The sequence below is a fragment of the Shewanella sp. KT0246 genome (assembly GCF_019654955.1).
In the GTDB taxonomy this organism is placed as follows: Bacteria; Pseudomonadota; Gammaproteobacteria; order Enterobacterales; family Shewanellaceae; genus Shewanella; species Shewanella goraebulensis.
Map to the genome: position 1 here is coordinate 14,602 of NZ_BPEV01000045.1, position 17,325 is coordinate 31,926.

Genomic DNA, 17,325 nt, shown 5'->3' on the forward strand with positions numbered 1-17,325 from the left:
TTTAACTGAACATGAAGTGGATTTAATGTAAACGAAGGTTTCCTGAAAGTGAATGTGATTGCAATTTCATCGTTTTACTGTATTGTTGACATAATATGTCGTGTCGTTGATGCAATAGCCAATATCAATAAACGCCATAGTTTTGATGAATGTGCCTTAGGCATTCCACTAGTTATCAAGTCTATTAACCGCATCCCAGAAATCGGGATTGGAACAGGGTTAAATAGCTTAAAGGATTTTATGATAACGTTTTTACAGGGGGGTATATGGAGTTTTCAAATCCAACCAGCATTTGGTTAATTGTTGGTCTTGTCTTAATGCTCGCGGAAATCATTGTTCCGGGTGGCATCGTTATCTTACTTGGCGCTGCATGCGTCATCGTCGCAGCTGCTTTGTTTGCGGGTATTGTCGACGGAGCAACGCAAAGCTTTACGCTTTGGTTTATCACCTCAATCGTGTTGTTACTTAGTTTCCGCCATATTACTCAAAAAATGATTGGTGGCGATGCTCATGTTGATAATACTGATGAAGAAATGGATTTATATAATCAAGTTGTCACGGTAAAGGCTGATATTGGTCCAGGTGAGCAAGAAGGACGGGTGACGTTTTCTGGCACTGAATGGCCAGCGTTAGGTGACGGTACTGAGATTAAATCAGGCAGCAAAGTGCGGATTATCTGCCGCGAAAATATTGCCTTAATCGTTGAGCCTTACGTAGAAACTGAAGCACCTAGCTAGCGCGTTCTCGGGCTATTAATAAATCGCTAATTTAAGTAAAAAACAATATTTACATCATTACAGTTAATGGTGCGCAATATTATTTTCAGAAGGAAGGGGAAGTATGTTTGAACTAACCATCGCTTTTTTATTTATCATGTTTATTCTTTATAAACTGATGTTGATCGTACCTATGCGTGAGGTCAATGTGATCGAACGTTTAGGAAAATTTAGAACGGTACTCAAACCGGGGTTTCATTTTTTAGTGCCATTTGTTGATCGCGTCGCGTATCGCCATGACACCCGTGAAGAAGTATTGGATGTACCGCCGCAAAGCTGTATTTCGAAAGATAACACTCAATTAGAAGTCGACGGCTTAGTGTACTTAAAAGTCATGGACGGTAAGTTAGCCAGTTATGGTATTGAAAATTATCGAAAAGCTGCAGTTAACTTAGCACAAACCACCATGCGTTCAGAGATTGGTAAATTAACCCTATCGCAAACCTTCTCAGAGCGTGACAGTTTGAATGAATCAATTGTTCGTGAGATTGATAAAGCATCCGATCCTTGGGGGATCAAAGTGCTGCGTTACGAGATCAAAAATATCACCCCTTCTATTCATGTTATTCATACCCTTGAAAAGCAAATGGAAGCTGAGCGTCGCAAACGTGCCGAAATTACCTTAGCTAACGCAGAAAAAGACGCGATGATTAATATCTCGCAAGGTGAGCGTCAAGAAGCGATTAACTTGTCAGAAGGGCAAAAGCAAAAGCGAATTAATGAAGCGGTAGGTTCAGGACAACAAATTACCATTATTGCCAAAGCAAAATCTGAAGGCATGGATATGATTTGTACTGCACTGGCTAACCAAGGCGGTAATGATGCGATGAATATGATGCTTAAAGAGCAGTTCATCAGCCAAGTGGGTAATATTCTATCTGAGTCTCAAGTATCGATTGTGCCTGCTGAAATGGCCAAGCTTGAAGGATTCTTTGAAGGGATGGAACAAGTCACCCACGCAGTAGCCAAAGCACCGTCAGCAACAAAAGGAGCACGCTAATATGTTAAATGGAATTGATACCGATTTCGTGGTGATGATTATTTGGGGCGCAATCTTTTTAATATTCGTCTTAAAACTGTTTCAATCTATCCGCTTAGTACCAACCAAGTCAGCATACATTGTTGAGCGTTTAGGTAAGTACCACAATACGCTAGATGCAGGTTTTCATGCCTTAGTGCCTTTTATTGATAAAGTTGCCTATATTCATGATTTAAAAGAAGAAACTATTGATGTCCCACCGCAAGAGTGTTTCTCAAGTGATGAAGTTAATGTCGAAGTCGATGGAGTGATTTATATCTCTGTCACCGACCCAGTTAAGGCAAGCTACGGTATTACTGATTACCGCTACGCTGCGATTCAACTGGCACAAACAACCACTCGTTCAGTCATTGGTACCCTTGATTTAGATCGTACTTTTGAAGAGCGTGATGTGATTTCTGCCAAAGTAGTACAAGTACTCGATGAAGCGGGTGCTATATGGGGTATTCGAGTTCATCGATATGAAATCAAGAATATCACCCCGCCTGAAACTGTTAAAAATGCTATGGAAATGCAGGTGAATGCTGAACGTGAGCGTCGTGCACTACTGGCTCAAAGTGAAGGTGATAAGCAAAGTAAAATCAACCGTTCTGAAGGTGTTATGGCAGAAACCATTAACCGCTCAGAAGGTGAAATGCAGCGTATTGTCAACGAAGCTGAAGGTAAAGCGGAAGAGATTTTAACCCTTGCTAAAGCGACTGCTGAATCAATCGAGCGCTTAGCTGTTGTGATTTCAAAGCCAGGCGGTCAAAGTGCGCTACGTTTACAATTAGGTGAACAGTACTTTAAGCAGCTTGAAGGTCTAAGTGACAAAGATAACCGTGTGGTATTACCGGCTAATTTGATTCACTTTGATCAATGGATGAATAGCATGGGCCTTGAAGATCAAAAGAAGAAGTAGCGTTAAACAGCTTTAATTCAGCTCATTAAACCCATAAAAAGAGGTTAGCACTTAGCTAGCCTCTTTTTTTATCTTGACCTTAAACCTAGAAAAGAAGCCTTTGCGAAATCAATAAGATAACGTTATGTTTAATTAAACGCCCTTTAAGTCTATTTAACTCTATGTCTGTTGGGTTGAGCTGAGTTCATATCGTTTGATCGTAATTTTAAGTTCTGACGGAAGATAAATGAAACCAAAGGTTTTGCATTGTGTAGATGACCCAAACATGGGCGGCGTCAATTTTGCGCTGCAGAGTTTGTGTGGCTCGCCTTTGAAAAATGATGTTGATTTTACCATTCAATATATCGACTTTAGCCAAGCAGTAAAATTAAATGAAGTCCCAGATATTGTTTGCCTACATGGGGCTTCAAATTGGCGTAATTTATTTAATGTTTTAAGGTTTAAACTGACCTACCCTAAAGTGAAACTAGCTCTACAAGAGCATCATTACAGCGCTGCATTTGTCGATGAACAAATTAAATCACCACGACGTTTTTATTTGATGCTAAAGCTCAGTTATGGGCTAATGGATAGGGTTATTGCCATTGCACCATCGCAGCAAAAGTGGATGCTAAAACATAAGCTAACAACAGCAAACAAAATTGCATTATTAGGTCAGGGGCGTGATTTAACCGGTTTCACCGCTAACAATAGTTCGCTACAGGAAAAGAGCGAGAATACAGTTCCGATAATCGCCGCCTATGGCCGATTTCACCATCAAAAAGGTTTTGATTTATTAATTAACGCATTGAAGCTAGTTAAGCTGCCTTGCCGATTAAGGTTAGCAGGTGAAGGGGCGCAAGCTGCTAAGCTAAAAGAGTTAGCAGCAGAGCATTCAAATGTAGGCTCGGCAAATATTGAGGTGGTCGATAAAGTTGATGATGTACCAAGTTTTTTACAAGCGTGTGATGCGGTCATCATCCCTTCTAGATGGGAACCATTTGGGCTGATATTCATCGAATCACTGGCGATGAATAAACCCATTATCTCAAGCCAAGTGGATGGGTTAGGGGATCAAATTAACCAACACTCTGCTAATCACCTTATTGAAGGTGGTCATCAATCTGCGATAACCTCAATTGCTGAACCTATATCAGTTGAAAACATTGCTGATGCCATCGATCTATTTCTATCACAAGCGGCTTCATTAAATCCAGACGCGAATATTGGCTATATCAATCACTGGAAACAGCAACAATGGCTTGAGCTACAACAAGCATGGAAAAGCTTGTTTAAGCAGTTGTTGGGAGATAAGTAAGGGGATTTTCTAGTAAATCTACAGTAGAAAATAGAGCCAGAAAAAGTTTATTCTGCGCCATTTATTTAGCGATGTTTGGAGTAAATCAAAGTCGTGGCGCTTCGCCCACACCCGACGAAAGGGAAACAACAGCATTTCCCTTCTCGACAGCCCTTGCCGCTCCGACGAAGTGTTGTTCCTCATGCTAAAGAGCTAATTTACTACCGCCTCAGATTCGCCATCCCTGGCTCAACCTGAGGCTATGTCGGCGTCCTGCCTCCATCACGCAAATTAGCTCAACGCATTCGGACACTTCCAACGGAGGCCATTGAGCCTGCAAGTTCATGGGTTATTTCATACTTGGTGAAAGATCGATTTTTAAGCCTTTATTGTGCTTTTGTTTTCCTTTGAATATTCAATTTGAATTGAGGTAAGCAAGAAAATCGCGTGAGTCCAGACATGGCCTTTCTCGCACATCCATGTGCTTCAAGGCTTTTAGTGCATCTTACACTTAAGATTCTAGCTAGCTTTCGAGGGGGAAGGGATGCTACATCGGAAGCGTTAGAGCTTCATTAAACCAAAGTTGTAGCTTGCCGAAACTAGATGCAAAGGAAGGTTAACGCTGGATGATTCTCCGTTGGAAATTTTGCTGTTTAAATTTCGCCGGAGCTGCGGGGTGTAGCTCTTAGTGAAAAGTAAGAGGGAGTTGCAGTTCACTCCCTTTTAGTCTGGTGTGGGCGAAGCGCCACGACGTTGACCTTAATCCAAACGGAGTTTGGAAAATAGCAGAGCAGCTGCAATCTGGTGTGAGCGAAGCGCAACGACGTTGACCTGAATCCAAACCAAGTTTGGAGCTATAAACCCCATCTTCCCAAATTCATAATGCGTTGCAGAATGCATTTATAAACAAATAAATAATTCTTTAAATATCATAACTCTTTGTATTTAAAGGTAAATCAAACTTGGCATTCACTGTGCATTATCAAGTTACATCCTGATAACGAATAGCGAGATGCCAATATGCAAAAATTTAAAGCAAGAACATCACAAACGAAAACAGTCGCAGTTAATCCTCTGAATTCCCAGATTATTAATATTCTTGGTTTTAGTAGTATTGCTATTGGTACTAGCATGGCGTTATTTAGCGCTAATACCAATGCCGCTGATGCCTTTGAAGCCTGTCCTACCGAAGCCTTTATTATTCAAACTCCCTCTGGTGTGCCAAAAACATTTGGCGTTGAACTCGGCACGGGTAGTTATGTGGTGTTATCGCCAGATATGGGTCTCACCAAAGCACTTAACGGTGTGGGTTTTAGTTATCTTGATAACTACCTCTACGGTTGGGATTATGAGCACGGCACCGTGGGTAAAGTGGGTAAAGATTACCAAGTTGAGCCATTAACAATCACCAAAGACAGTGCGGCAGCCAATCAAGATTTTTATGTTGGTGATGTGGCGATTGATCAAAACGTTTGGTATGGCTACCGCAAAGGTGTTGGCCTATTCACTGTGCCACTTGATGGTAATGATCATCCAATGAATATTGTCTCAGGCAGTAAAGCTAATGCCACTTATCGCATTACCGATTTTGCCTTTCATCCAAGTAATGGTTTCTTATATGCCGTCACAAATGGTAGTACCGGTACCTTAATCAAAATTGACCCTAGCACGGGTGCGCATGAAAACTTAGGTAATGTGATCACCAAAGACAGCGGTAGCTTTACTTTTGGGGCGCAGTTTTTCGATCCTGATGGCAACTTGTACTTGAGTAACAACGGCGACGGTAATGTATTTAAAGTCAACGTCGATGCTGATACTCCACAAGCTGAACTCTTTTCTTATGGGCCTTCTTCTACTTCTAATGACGGTGCGCGTTGTGCTCTTGCTGAAGTGCCAGTGGGTGACAGTGTCGATTTTGGTGATGCGCCAGATAGCTACGGCACCTTAATTGATTCAAACGGTGCCCGCCACGGCATTGTTGGCAATATGAAATTGGGTAGTGTTATTGATAATGAATCAGACGGTTATCCAGCGCCGCTTTCTGATGATGAAAGTGATGGCATTGACGATGATGACGGTATCAGTATGCCAACAGGCTTTGAAATCGGTGAGAAAGCCATGCTGATTGTCACGACTCAAGGTGATGCGGCATTTTTAAATGGTTGGATTGATTGGAACCAAAATGGCGAGTTCGACACTGATGAAAAAGTGATTGCGGGTCGTTCTGTTAGTGCAGGCACAACCACGATATCTATCGATGTGCCTAATTGGGCGAAAACTGGCGAAACATGGTCACGTTTCCGCCTCAGTTCAGTGGCCGATTTATTGCCAAATGGTGGTGTGAGTGATGGTGAAGTAGAGGATTACCCAATTACAGTCACTGAAACAGGGGTGACGATTAGTTATTACCCATCTTCATCTGAATACACCACCTTAGCTTACGAGGATTTATATCCGAACCAAGGTGACTTTGATATGAATGATGTGGTGATGCAGTTACGTATTAGCCAGTTCAGTAAAAATGACTTGGTGCGTCGCGTGGCATTTGATGCTCAGTTGGTTGCAATGGGCGCGGCTTACCATAACGGTTTTGCGGTGCAGCTTCCTGATGTGGGACGTGGCAACGTACAAGAGTCAGCAATTGAGTGGAGCATGCAAGGCGTTAAACAAACCACATCACCACTAGAAGAAAACCAAACCAATGCGGTATTACTATTCAGTCAAGATTTATGGCAGCACGCCACTCCAGGTAACGGCTGTCTATATTTCAGAACAGAGCCAGGTTGTGGTACTCAGTACCGCGCAACATGGCAAATGACCGTGCCATTTATTGATTCGGTTCATGTCGATGATATGCCTGAATTCCCATATGACCCATTCATTTTTGCGACACCTGATACCGATCATGGATTAGCCGCTAAAAATATTACTGACGGTAAAAATCCGGGTCGTAAACTTGAAATCCATCTGAAAAATAAAGCGCCAACTGATTTATTTGATACTCGCTTTTTAGGCATGCATGACGATGCTTCTGCCGCTTCACAAGGTCAGTATTTCCAAGATGAAAATGGTATGAGCTGGGCGATTGAAGTACCTGACACATGGCAGCATCCTGCTGAGTTACAACGTGTTGATAATGCCTATATTGAGTTTATTGAATTTGCTGCGGATGCAACAGGTGAAACCAAACCTTATTGGTACCTAACCGCTGCTGATTCATTAATTTTCAAAGACTAATGCTAACTACAACAACTAGCACTTTGATAAATGTAAAAAATGAATCGATAGCAAACACAATGAATTTAAGAAAAATGGAATTTAAAAGGTAAACATTATGAACATATTAACAACTGATAAAACTCAAAAAAATGAACAAGTAACGCTTAATAACGGCATGGCTTTGAAAGGAATGAGATTCGGCAGTATTGCAATAGTTTTAATGCTGACTCAGTTAACTGCTTGTGGTGGAGGTGGTGGTGACGATAGCTCTCCAGAACCAGCTGCAGCCACTCCAGCGGTAACGACGCCAACGACGCCAGCTACTCCAACAACGCCGACTACACCTGAAACACCAACGGATCCCGATCCTGAGACACCAGAAGAGCCAGCTCCAACACCTACGTCGATTGATGATTTGGTGGTTGATGCAGACTTTGATTTACAAGCTGCTTTTACGTTAGGAGTTGATGTGGCACTTGAGTCTACACAGCGAGGTTACTTTTCGCTTTGTGATCAGTATGAGCAAAATGGCGCACAAGTGACTGTGAATTTTGAATCATGTTTATTACGTGGTGCCTTAGATGAGGGCAATTTGAATGATGAGCTGTTAGTGGCAAATCATCAGCAAAATCTAATTGCTGTGGTGTGGTTCTATGATGGTTCAGACCCTGTTTATCAAATGTGGACATATGATATGGAAGCAGAAGAACAGAAACTAACGATTAACTAATGCAGTTACTCATGCATTAACGGCAATGTATTAATCACACTGTATTAACTACTACTGCATTAACCACTAATGTATAAACCGCTTTAACAGTTGAACGCGTTAAAATCCCCTGAGCATCGCATTAAGATGAAGCACAGGGGATTTTAAATTTACGAATTATTCTGCTGATGCCATAGCAGTATTAACAGTAGTTTTCTCTGAAACAGCTGTCCAATCTCCGCCCAAAGCTTTATTCACCAAAATCAAATTACTGGCAATATTCAGCTGAGCGACAACTAAGCTATCTTGCATCAGATTGTCTTGGCGCTGTGCATCAAGGACTTGTATATAATCAATCAAGCCCGCTTTATACAAACTTTTAGCTTTACTTACCGCAGTTTGAGTTTGATCTGCAGCTGTGCTGAGCTGCTGGTAAAACTTAAGACTGTTGCCATAACTCATTAAGGTGGTTTCAACTTCATTAAACGCATCATTAACGGTTTGCTGATAGCCTAAGCTTGCCTGCTTAAAGCGAGACTCTTGTAAGTCCACCATCGCTTGCCCACGGCCGCCATCGATTAAGTTCCATTTAACCCCAATTCCGCCCATCCATGAGGCAGAACCTGAACTGAATAAATCATCCACATTTTTGGCTAACGTGGCAGGCGATGCAGTAATGAAAAAACTTGGGTATTGTGCGGCGATACTCGCGCCTAATTCTTCATTAATTGCGGCCATGTCACGCTCTGCAAAAGCAATGTCGGTGCGACGTTTTAATAAGTCAGATGGTAATCCAACCGGAATTTGCCCTGTTACTAAAGGTAAAGGCGCTTGGCTAAACTTATCAGTCACTTGTGATGGGTGTAGCCCAAGTAAGGTTGAGATGCGGTACAAATGGACTTTTTCTGCTGTTTCAAACACGGTTTGGGTCGCTTTTACCGTTGCAAGCGCAGCGCTTGCATTGGCTAAATCGAGATCTGAGCCATAACCACTTCTGACCAAGCTTTTAACCATATTCAAGGTTTGCTCTTGCTCATCAATATTGCGCTTGGCAATCGCTAATCTTGCTTGAGCGCCGCGATATTGCAGGTAATTATGGACTACATCTGCAGTGATTAAGGTCACCATGCCTTGTTGGATAATTTCGGCTTGCTCAATACGAATACTTGCAGCATTACTTAGTGAGTCAATTTTGCCAAAAATATCCATTTCCCAGCTGATATTAGCCCCGACCACAGCGCCTTGATAATCATTATCCAATGCCAAATTTTGGCCACCGAAATTAATGCCAGATACCGCCGCACCTAATAGTGGATCCTTTTCAGATATCCCGTATGAAAATCCACCGGCTCCTACAGAGACTGTCGGTATTTTAAATGACGACACACTTGTCTCATAAGCCTTAGCAGATTGAATCCGCTGGGCCGCTAATTGAATAGTGATGTTTTGTTGCTGCACTTGTTCAATTAACTGATTAAGCTGTGGATCGTTAAAACGTTGCCACCAAGCATCGTGTTCGATTTGACTTTCGCCTTGGCTAGCGTCATGCAAATACACAGTATCAAGCTTGATAGTGTCTTCGACTTGATAGTCGGGTGTCATGCTACAACCTGTAAGTAAGAGGCCAATAAGCAGAGATAGATTACGCTTCTTCATTGGCAACCTCCTGAGAGTCATTTTTAAAGAAAAGTTTGTATAATGCAGGCATTAACAGCAAGGTTAAGAAGGTGGCTACAAATAAGCCTCCAATAATGGTTGCCGCCATCTGATCGAATAGCAAATCGCTTAACAGTGGCACCATACCTAATGCGGTGGTCAGTGCGCCCATTGAGATAGCCATAGTACGGTTGAGGGTTGCTGATAAAATTGAGTCATCTAGCGACTTACCTGTTTTTCGCTCTAGTTCAATTTGATCGGCCAATACAATGCCGTTTTTAATGATCATCCCCGATAAGGCAATTGCTCCAACTAAAGCCATAAAGCCAAATGGTTTATCAAATAGCAGCAAACTCCAGCACACGCCCATCCCAGCTAATGGCACTAGCATGAAGATGATGGTGGGTTGTCGGTAAGCGCTAAATAATGCCATTAAAATAACAATCATAATTAAGAATGCTTTAGGTGTTTGTTGGATTAAGTCATCAACAGCTTCTTTTTCATCAGCATACTCGCCACCCCACTCAAGCTTGTAGCCTTTAGGCAATTCAATCGCTTCAATTTGAGCACTAATTTCATTACGTACTTTACCAACAGCATCACCAACAACACCTGCTTGAACTGTTAATGTCGGCACGCGATTTCTGCGCCATAACATGCTTTGCTCACCTTCAATTTCGAAGTCATCAACAACATGAGCTAATGGCACACTGTGCAGCCCCATAAATGAGCGTACTGGGATATCACCAATGTCATCAATACTGGCATTAGTCGACTTGAATAAAATTGGCATTAAGGTGTCATTTTCACGCAGCTGCCCAACGGTTAAACCATCGGTAGCGCGCTTTAAAGCTAACGAAATATCAGTGCGATTAATTCCTGCAAGTCGCGCTTGTTCTTGGTTCATCACTGGGATCATTACTTTACTTTCTTGACGCCAATCATCACGAACATAACGGGTGTTAGGGTGCGCATTAATGATGATTTGCGCTTGTTTTGATAGCTGATGCAGTACTTTTTGATCTGGACCGGAAAAACGCGCTTCAATGTTGAATTTATCTTTAGTAGTCAGCTTTAAGTCTCTAAAGCGTGGTTGCGCTTGTGGGAAGTTAGCTGCTAACCATGTATTACCATCGGTAACGAGTTTGTTGATCCCTTCAAAATCATGGGTGTTGATCAGGATTTGTCCGTAACTGCTGTCCATTGGCTCAGGCTCAACGGTGACAGAGAATCGTGGGGCGCTGGCACCAATTGAAGTCGAAATACTGCTGACTTCAGGGCGTGACATTAACCATTGTTCAATCTGTTTCATATCACTTGAAACATCTTCAATACGACTGCCGTTAGGTAACCAATAATCAAGGAACACCATGGCTCTATCAGAGCTTGGGAAAAAGTTCACTTTAACTGAAGGAACTAACGCAATCGTCATCGAAAAGGCAACCAATACCCATGTGATGGTGTACTTAGGGTGACGAATAGCCCATTGCACTGCTAAGCGAAGCTTAGTCATGAAAATATTGGTTTTTGACTCACCTTCATCAGCTTCGGCGTTAATAAATGCCCAACACATTAACGGAGTGATAGTCATAGCGATAACCCACGACAGTAGTAATGAGCTAGCTAAAATTTGAATGATTGAAATAGAGAATTCTGAGGCATCAGTGGTTGAGAAAATCACTGGTGAGGCGCCCATAATAGCAATGATTGTTGCACCTAATAATGGTACAGCCGTTTCGCTAATACAGCTTTTAGCCGCTTCTAATCTCGCCATGCCTTGTTTGAGCTTGCCAACAAACATATCAGTGATAACAATGGCGTTATCGACCAACATACCCAAAGCAAGAATAAATGAACCGACAGAGACTCGTTGTAGATCAACACCAGACACATTCATATAAATGAGAGTGAATAGAATGGTTAACAGTAAGCTTGAGCCCACAATGGCTGCACTGCGCCAGCCCATGAAGATTAGTAGTACAACGACAACAATCGCGATACTTTCAATCAAGTTAGACACAAAGCTAGTAATAGATTTATGCACTTCTTCAGGCTGAAACGCAATCGTGCTAATGGTAACGCCCAGAGGTAATTCGGCTTGGTAGCTGTCGATAATATCTATTAACTCATCACCGAGCGATACTACGTTAATCCCGCTGACAGGGCTGACTGCGAGGGTAATTGCAGGTTCGCCATTAAAACGGCTTTTTGTTAATGCAGGCTTCTGATAATCATAGTAAATATCGGCTACATCACCTAGACGAACTAAGCCACTCGATAACTTACCAACGCCTGTTTTAATGGAAAGATTTTTAATGTCTTCAATACTATTAAAAGCACCACTTTGTGCCACGCGAAGGCGCTCAATGCCTACATCAAAGCTGCCTGCATCAAGCGACATATTTTGACTATTGAGTTGATTTAGCACTTGAGCTGAAGATAACCCTGATTCTGCAATACGTTCATCGCTGATATCAATATGCACAACACGGTTTTGTACGCCGTGAAGCTCAATCTTTTTAATACCTTTCACTTCCTTAAGACGACGCTGCAATTCCTCTGCGTAATCTTTTATTTGGTAGGCTTCAGCATCATTACTGTGGATGGCGAATAGCATGCCATACACTTCTGAAAACTCATCTTGAACGATATTGATTTGAGCTTGCGGCGGTAAGGCAAGCTGAATGTCATTGACTTTACGACGGAGTAAATCCCACTCTTGAGGTAAAGCAGATGATGAGGTTTTACTGACTAGGTCAACAAAAATCATTGAAACACCAGGCTTTGATAGCGAGCGTAGTGTTTTTAAAGATGCCATTTCCTGCAGCTTCGTTTCGACCTTATCAGTGACTAAGTTTTCAACTTCACTGGCAGAAGCACCTGGGTATAGAGTGACGACAACGGCAGTTTTAACAGTAAAAGACGGATCTTCCAATTTGCCTAAGTCAAAGTAAGAATAAATACCAGCAATGACAGCCAGTACGGTAAAAAAGGTAACAAATACCCGTTGGCGAATAGCAAATTCAGCAAAGTTCATGACTACTCTCCTAATTCAACCAGGTTAGTGGCTAATTGGCCGTCTGATAAGTAAGCTGCGCCTGCTACGATAACGGTTTCAAGGCCGGTTAATTTATTGCCTTCTTTAGCAATAATACACGTTTGCTTACGGCCAGCTTTAGTCACCTCGACAGGAACCCTATGTACTTTTTGATCAACTAATGTCGCAATGTACATCGATTGTTCTTTGCTGATTAACGCAGTAGATGGCAAGCAAATGCTATTGGGGTCAAGAGTTTCATCATTTATGCGAACATTGACTACCTTGCCTGGGTATAGGTTTTCTGATGTGTCAGAAATGGCAATTGTCGCACTAAAGGTACGCTTGATAGGATCGGGAACCGTGGTGATTTCAGTAACTTGGCCATTTAGCTGCTGAGGTTCATTATTTGAACCGATTAACGCGACTTGATCTTTATAAAATACGTTAAGCTGCGCCTCTGGAATATCAACAATCGCATTGAGACTATTTGGCTGATGAATCGTGGTAAAAGCAACACCAGGAATAACTTGTTCATAGTTATCAAACTGCTTGCGGCCAATAACGCCGTCAAATGGAGCTTTAAGCTCAGTGTATCGTAAGGCATCTTTAGCTTGTTGTAGATTGAGCGTGACCACATCAACACCTGCTTGAGCACGAACAACCCCAGTCTTGGCTCTTTGTAATCTAATATCAGATATCGCATTGTCATCACTGGCCATTTGAGTTCTTTTAAGTTCATCTTTGGCTAGTTGTAAACTTGCTTCAGCTTCGGCTAGACGCGCAGTGAGCTCGTTGGCTCTAACTTGATAATCGTGAGGATCAAGCCTTGCTATTACCTGACCTTTTTTAACGCTATCTCCCTGCTCAAAGAGCAATTCATTCAATGTACCTGAAACGCGAAAAGATAAGTCTGCTTTCTCTTGTGCTTCAACTACGCCAGAAAAGCGCAATGAATGTTGATCCATATGTTTATCAAGTTGAATTACCGAAATTGGTTGCATTACTTTAATGGCAACTTGTGGTTGCTCGCTACAAGCAGTTAAGGCCAAAAGGCAACAGCTCAGTGTTGATAGTTTGCTGGTCATGGCTTTCATTACGTTTTCCTCTAAAATTTGATGGCTAATTCTAGGCTGATACAAGCTGAAACATTAGAGGGGGAAATTGAGTTTTATTGTCCTTTAAAATGAGACAATCATAAAAAGGAGAGGATTTTTTATTCCTTAAGTACAGAAGAATTATTTTTATGGGTAGGTTAAAGCAATGAACTAGATAGGTTTGTTTTTATGAGTATTTGTGATGTTATTGTAGGCATTTGTTGTAAGCTGCCTCTTTGAGTTGTTATTTACTTTTACATTATTATTCAACAGCTTGCCTTTAATATGATTGTCTCGATTTATGAGACTGAGAGAACCGATTTAGGGGCTTATTATTCTGAAATCATTTTTATAAGATGAATTTGTCATTCAGGGATGTTGAAGCAAATAAATAATTGAAAATAAAGGTGAATATTATGAATAAATTGAATAAAGCAGTCTTAGTCGCCGGTATGATGGTCGGTAGTATTTCAGCAGCCCAAGCGGCAGATATTGAATATTTTGTCGGCGCTGGAGCAGGATTTCAAACTGACTCGGTTGATGGCAATATCAACAAAGATACAGAAGACATGACTTGGCAATTGCGAGTTGGAGCACTTATCAATGAGCAGCATCGTCTTACTGGTACTTTTGGCTACATGGAAGACAAATTTTCATACTCTGGCAATAAGTACAAACAAGAGCAATATAGCTGGCTAGTTTCGTATGACTACCTGATCCCAATGCATAAAGACGTAAACTTATTTGTGGGTGTTGTTGCCGGCGCGAACGATAATAAAGTGGCAGGCAAAGCTTCTACGGACTTCGTTTATGGTGGCCAAGTTGGTGTGCAATACAAATGGAATGAACACTTTTCATCAGATTTAGGTTATCGCTACTTAGAGCAAGATTACAGCAAGAACGGTATTGAAATTGAAAATAGTCAGCAAGTTTATCTGACTCTAGATTATAAGTTTTAATCTGTTGAACCCGTTTTTTTGATTACGCCTCCCATTGGTTAGGTAGGTCAATATTTATTGAGTTACCTTAATTAAATCTCTTGTAATCACTAGGCATAAAATTGAAATATCAGTTTTATGCCTTTTTTTGTTTAACTCTAAATACTGACTCGGTTTCATGTAACTCTTCAGCCATTTCAATCACAGTGTTAGCAAACAACTTAGCTGCAGACGACAAATGCTTACGGCTTGGGTACACTAAAAAGCACTCAAATGACTCTGATTCTAATTCAGGTAAAACCTCGATGAGCTGTCCTGAGTCAACTGATTCAGCCACAATGCTGTAAGGTAAAATGGCAATGCCAGAACCGGCATGGCAAAAGTTGAGAAGTGAGTTAATTTCATTAGTAATAATGTTGTATTTTAAATTGATCGTTTGCTCATTTAATGTCACTTGAGACTCTAAAGTTCCGTCATATTCACGCCTACCAATAAAGAAATGTTCGCTTAAGTCTTCAATACAATTAATGGCGGGTCTATTGTTAAAGTAGCTTGGTGCTGCAAATAACTTTAATTTGAAAGTTGTGAGTTTTTTAGCGATGAAACTGCTGTCGTTGAGCTCGCCAGAATACAAAATAAAGTCTAATCCTAGGCGGGTGAGATCACGATAATCACCATGGATCATGAATATATCAAGCTGCACTTCAGGGTATTGTTGCATAAATTCAGCAATATGGCGTTGCAGTAATTTGTCACTATAGGGGATCAGCCCAATACGAATTTTACCCTGTACTTTGGCTTGTTGATTGCGCATCACGTGAGCGGCATTACGTATTTGATCGACTAAAGGCTCAACTTGCTCAAGAAATTGCTCACCATTAGGAGTTAATGACATAGCGCGGGTGGTGCGAATAAACAGCGGTGCACCCAGATGTTTTTCGAGTTCAGCAATACGGCGACTCACTAAAGCGCGTCGAGTATCTAACGATTCTGCGGCCTTAGAAAAACTACCTAATTTTGCTACCGCGATAAATAACTCTAAGTCATTGATGTGCATGTGCTGTTCTTTATTAGTTTTGCAATACACCAGTGTAGTTTTATGGTATTTACTCTGTCAATTCTAGCTGATATTTTCGTCTATGACTTCACAGCTTTACCTTGATATCAAAGGCGTAAATAGCAATAGCTTGGCTACAAACACTAATGGCAGTTGAGCGATTCTCAGTTGTTATTGTTGATTGTTATGGCGGATAATATTGGACGTCTATTTATGTCCCATTTTAAGAGAGCAATCATGACCATTGAACGCATGGAAACCAAAACCCGCATGAGTCGTATCGTGAAGCATAACGGCACTATCTATTTATGTGGCCAAGTTTGCCAAGATGCCACTAAAGATATCACCGAACAAACTCAAACCATGTTGGATAAAGTAGAGGCGTTATTACTGCAAGCAGGCAGTGATAAAAAGCATATGTTATCAGCCACTATTTATGTCAAAGACATGTCATATTTTGCTGAAATGAATGCGGTGTGGGACGCATGGGTGGTTGAAGGTTACGCACCAGCTCGTGCTTGTGTTGCGGCAAAAATGGCACGTGAGGCACTATTGGTTGAAATTTCTGTCGTGGCTGCAGAAATTCAAGCTTAAACAGTTTTATGTCAATAGGGCAATGAATCGGTTTAGATCTCAGATCCATTGTTACCCATCAGCATTCAATTCCCTCAAGTAGCCTCAGGCTACTTGAGTCTTGTTCGCATAACCATTGGTAGGTTAATTCCTTTGGCTATTACTGTGCGACCATAATAAAGATTGAAAAAACTCGCGTTGTCATGAGCGGTGATAAGGCAACCGCTTGAGAATTTAAATGAGCATGAACGTGACTTTTTGATGGTAAAGTTTGAACACTTCCAAACTCATTTTTGGACAAAAGCTTGTTAGAGTTAAAGCACTTAAAGTGATGAGTCTAATTAAGGAATGTATGGCAAGTGGATATATGGTAACGCCGCAATAAGAGGCCAGATAATGGTTGGCTAAAATTGTTGAGGAACGAAACACCATCCAACCGTTAGATGTCCGCTCTTAATTACTTTGTTATTTGCCCGCTTTACACCTTGAGCTTTGCAAATATTGCTCTAGCTACCCAGAGTACAACCACGTATACAATAATAAAAGTAACTAATATTCCAGCTAGTCCCATGATGACTATTTGGGTTGGCATTTCTCTCAATGGTTGCTCAACGTCAACGTTTAAAAGACCTCCCATATAGTGCGTAAAATAAACTACCGAGAAAGTGGCTAAAAACACAAGAATTGCATATACGATATGTCGAATTATTGTGGCCTTGAAATTAGGCGCTGAATCAATTCTATAGTTAAATTTATTCAAGAAATTCCGAATCCTTTCAGGGCATATAACAGCTTATTATACGGCACGCCTGATAAAGTCGGCCGTTTAAGTTATTGATTTATAAAATCCTACATTCTCTATGTCTTTGATGTAAAGCAATAAAATTATCTTGGCATCCTAAAACAAACCGAGCTTGCGCGTTAAAGTCGCTTAAAAAATAAGTGATGAAATTTATTTCCAACATTATCAGACAATTATAGATTTTTAGTTAAGCATGAATTACGACTTTAGACTTATTTGATGAGCTGTTTGATTTAAATTAAGCC

Annotated in this window: 12 protein-coding genes; 8 read left to right on the top strand and 4 right to left on the bottom strand. The window is 41.2% G+C overall.

Going from position 1 to position 17,325, the window contains the following annotated elements:
• The first annotated feature begins 266 nt into the window (after window positions 1–266).
• The 6 genes from K5Q58_RS17995 (at window position 267) to K5Q58_RS18020 (ending at window position 7,941) form a co-directional block, all read left to right on the top strand.
• Window positions 267–737, top strand: coding sequence for an NfeD family protein (locus K5Q58_RS17995; RefSeq protein ID WP_220755239.1), 471 nt, complete (start codon window positions 267–269; stop codon window positions 735–737).
• Window positions 738–840: 103 nt separating this feature from the next.
• Window positions 841–1,776: a slipin family protein gene (locus K5Q58_RS18000; protein ID WP_220755240.1), complete on the top strand. Its 936-nt coding sequence runs from the start codon at window positions 841–843 to the stop codon at window positions 1,774–1,776.
• Between the two features lies 1 nt (window position 1,777).
• Window positions 1,778–2,716, top strand: coding sequence for an SPFH domain-containing protein (locus tag K5Q58_RS18005; RefSeq protein ID WP_220755241.1), 939 nt, complete (start codon window positions 1,778–1,780; stop codon window positions 2,714–2,716).
• A 226-nt stretch (window positions 2,717–2,942) separates the two neighbouring features.
• The gene (locus tag K5Q58_RS18010; RefSeq protein ID WP_220755242.1) at window positions 2,943–4,013 is read left to right on the top strand and encodes a glycosyltransferase family 4 protein; all 1,071 of its coding nucleotides are present in this window, start codon (window positions 2,943–2,945) and stop codon (window positions 4,011–4,013) included.
• Between the two features lie 999 nt (window positions 4,014–5,012).
• Window positions 5,013–7,229, top strand: a complete 2,217-nt coding sequence (locus tag K5Q58_RS18015; protein ID WP_259651387.1) for an LruC domain-containing protein — start codon at window positions 5,013–5,015, stop codon at window positions 7,227–7,229.
• Between the two features lie 97 nt (window positions 7,230–7,326).
• A complete protein-coding gene (locus tag K5Q58_RS18020; RefSeq protein WP_259651388.1) occupies window positions 7,327–7,941 on the top strand; it encodes a hypothetical protein in 615 nt (204 codons plus the stop codon).
• A 156-nt stretch (window positions 7,942–8,097) separates the two neighbouring features.
• On the opposite strand, the gene K5Q58_RS18025 is transcribed toward K5Q58_RS18020, so the two are convergent.
• Genes K5Q58_RS18025 through K5Q58_RS18035 form a run of 3 tightly spaced genes read right to left on the bottom strand, consistent with a single transcriptional unit; the run spans window position 8,098 to window position 13,710 of the window.
• Window positions 8,098–9,576 (bottom strand): efflux transporter outer membrane subunit, encoded by a 1,479-nt coding sequence (locus K5Q58_RS18025; protein ID WP_220755243.1) that lies wholly within the window; start codon window positions 9,574–9,576, stop codon window positions 8,098–8,100.
• Window positions 9,563–12,613: an efflux RND transporter permease subunit gene (locus K5Q58_RS18030; protein ID WP_220755244.1), complete on the bottom strand. Its 3,051-nt coding sequence runs from the start codon at window positions 12,611–12,613 to the stop codon at window positions 9,563–9,565. The genes K5Q58_RS18025 and K5Q58_RS18030 overlap by 14 nt, the downstream gene beginning before the upstream one ends.
• Before the next feature lie 2 nt (window positions 12,614–12,615).
• Window positions 12,616–13,710 carry an efflux RND transporter periplasmic adaptor subunit gene (locus K5Q58_RS18035; protein WP_220755245.1) on the bottom strand — a complete coding sequence of 365 codons (1,095 nt, stop codon included), beginning with the start codon at window positions 13,708–13,710 and terminating at the stop codon, window positions 12,616–12,618.
• A gap of 416 nt (window positions 13,711–14,126) precedes the next feature.
• Here K5Q58_RS18035 and K5Q58_RS18040 point away from each other — a divergent pair, with 416 nt between their 5' ends.
• The gene (locus K5Q58_RS18040; protein WP_220755246.1) at window positions 14,127–14,669 is read left to right on the top strand and encodes an outer membrane beta-barrel protein; all 543 of its coding nucleotides are present in this window, start codon (window positions 14,127–14,129) and stop codon (window positions 14,667–14,669) included.
• A 115-nt stretch (window positions 14,670–14,784) separates the two neighbouring features.
• On the opposite strand, the gene K5Q58_RS18045 is transcribed toward K5Q58_RS18040, so the two are convergent.
• Entirely contained in the window at window positions 14,785–15,705 is a 921-nt protein-coding gene (locus K5Q58_RS18045; RefSeq protein WP_220755247.1) for a LysR family transcriptional regulator, read from the bottom strand.
• 237 nt (window positions 15,706–15,942) lie between these two features.
• On the opposite strand from K5Q58_RS18045, the gene K5Q58_RS18050 reads away from it, so the two are divergent.
• Complete coding sequence (locus tag K5Q58_RS18050) at window positions 15,943–16,299, top strand: RidA family protein (protein WP_220755248.1); 357 nt, start codon at window positions 15,943–15,945, stop codon at window positions 16,297–16,299.
• The last annotated feature ends 1,026 nt before the right edge of the window (window positions 16,300–17,325 follow it).

Coding starts and splice junctions, on each gene's coding strand:
- K5Q58_RS17995 (WP_220755239.1), top strand. CDS start 267: ATGGAGTTTTCAAATCCAACCAGCATTTGGTTAATTGTTGGTCTTGTC.
- K5Q58_RS18000 (WP_220755240.1), top strand. CDS start 841: ATGTTTGAACTAACCATCGCTTTTTTATTTATCATGTTTATTCTTTAT.
- K5Q58_RS18005 (WP_220755241.1), top strand. CDS start 1,778: ATGTTAAATGGAATTGATACCGATTTCGTGGTGATGATTATTTGGGGC.
- K5Q58_RS18010 (WP_220755242.1), top strand. CDS start 2,943: ATGAAACCAAAGGTTTTGCATTGTGTAGATGACCCAAACATGGGCGGC.
- K5Q58_RS18015 (WP_259651387.1), top strand. CDS start 5,013: ATGCAAAAATTTAAAGCAAGAACATCACAAACGAAAACAGTCGCAGTT.
- K5Q58_RS18020 (WP_259651388.1), top strand. CDS start 7,327: ATGAACATATTAACAACTGATAAAACTCAAAAAAATGAACAAGTAACG.
- K5Q58_RS18025 (WP_220755243.1), bottom strand. CDS start 9,576: ATGAAGAAGCGTAATCTATCTCTGCTTATTGGCCTCTTACTTACAGGT.
- K5Q58_RS18030 (WP_220755244.1), bottom strand. CDS start 12,613: ATGAACTTTGCTGAATTTGCTATTCGCCAACGGGTATTTGTTACCTTT.
- K5Q58_RS18035 (WP_220755245.1), bottom strand. CDS start 13,710: ATGAAAGCCATGACCAGCAAACTATCAACACTGAGCTGTTGCCTTTTG.
- K5Q58_RS18040 (WP_220755246.1), top strand. CDS start 14,127: ATGAATAAATTGAATAAAGCAGTCTTAGTCGCCGGTATGATGGTCGGT.
- K5Q58_RS18045 (WP_220755247.1), bottom strand. CDS start 15,705: ATGCACATCAATGACTTAGAGTTATTTATCGCGGTAGCAAAATTAGGT.
- K5Q58_RS18050 (WP_220755248.1), top strand. CDS start 15,943: ATGACCATTGAACGCATGGAAACCAAAACCCGCATGAGTCGTATCGTG.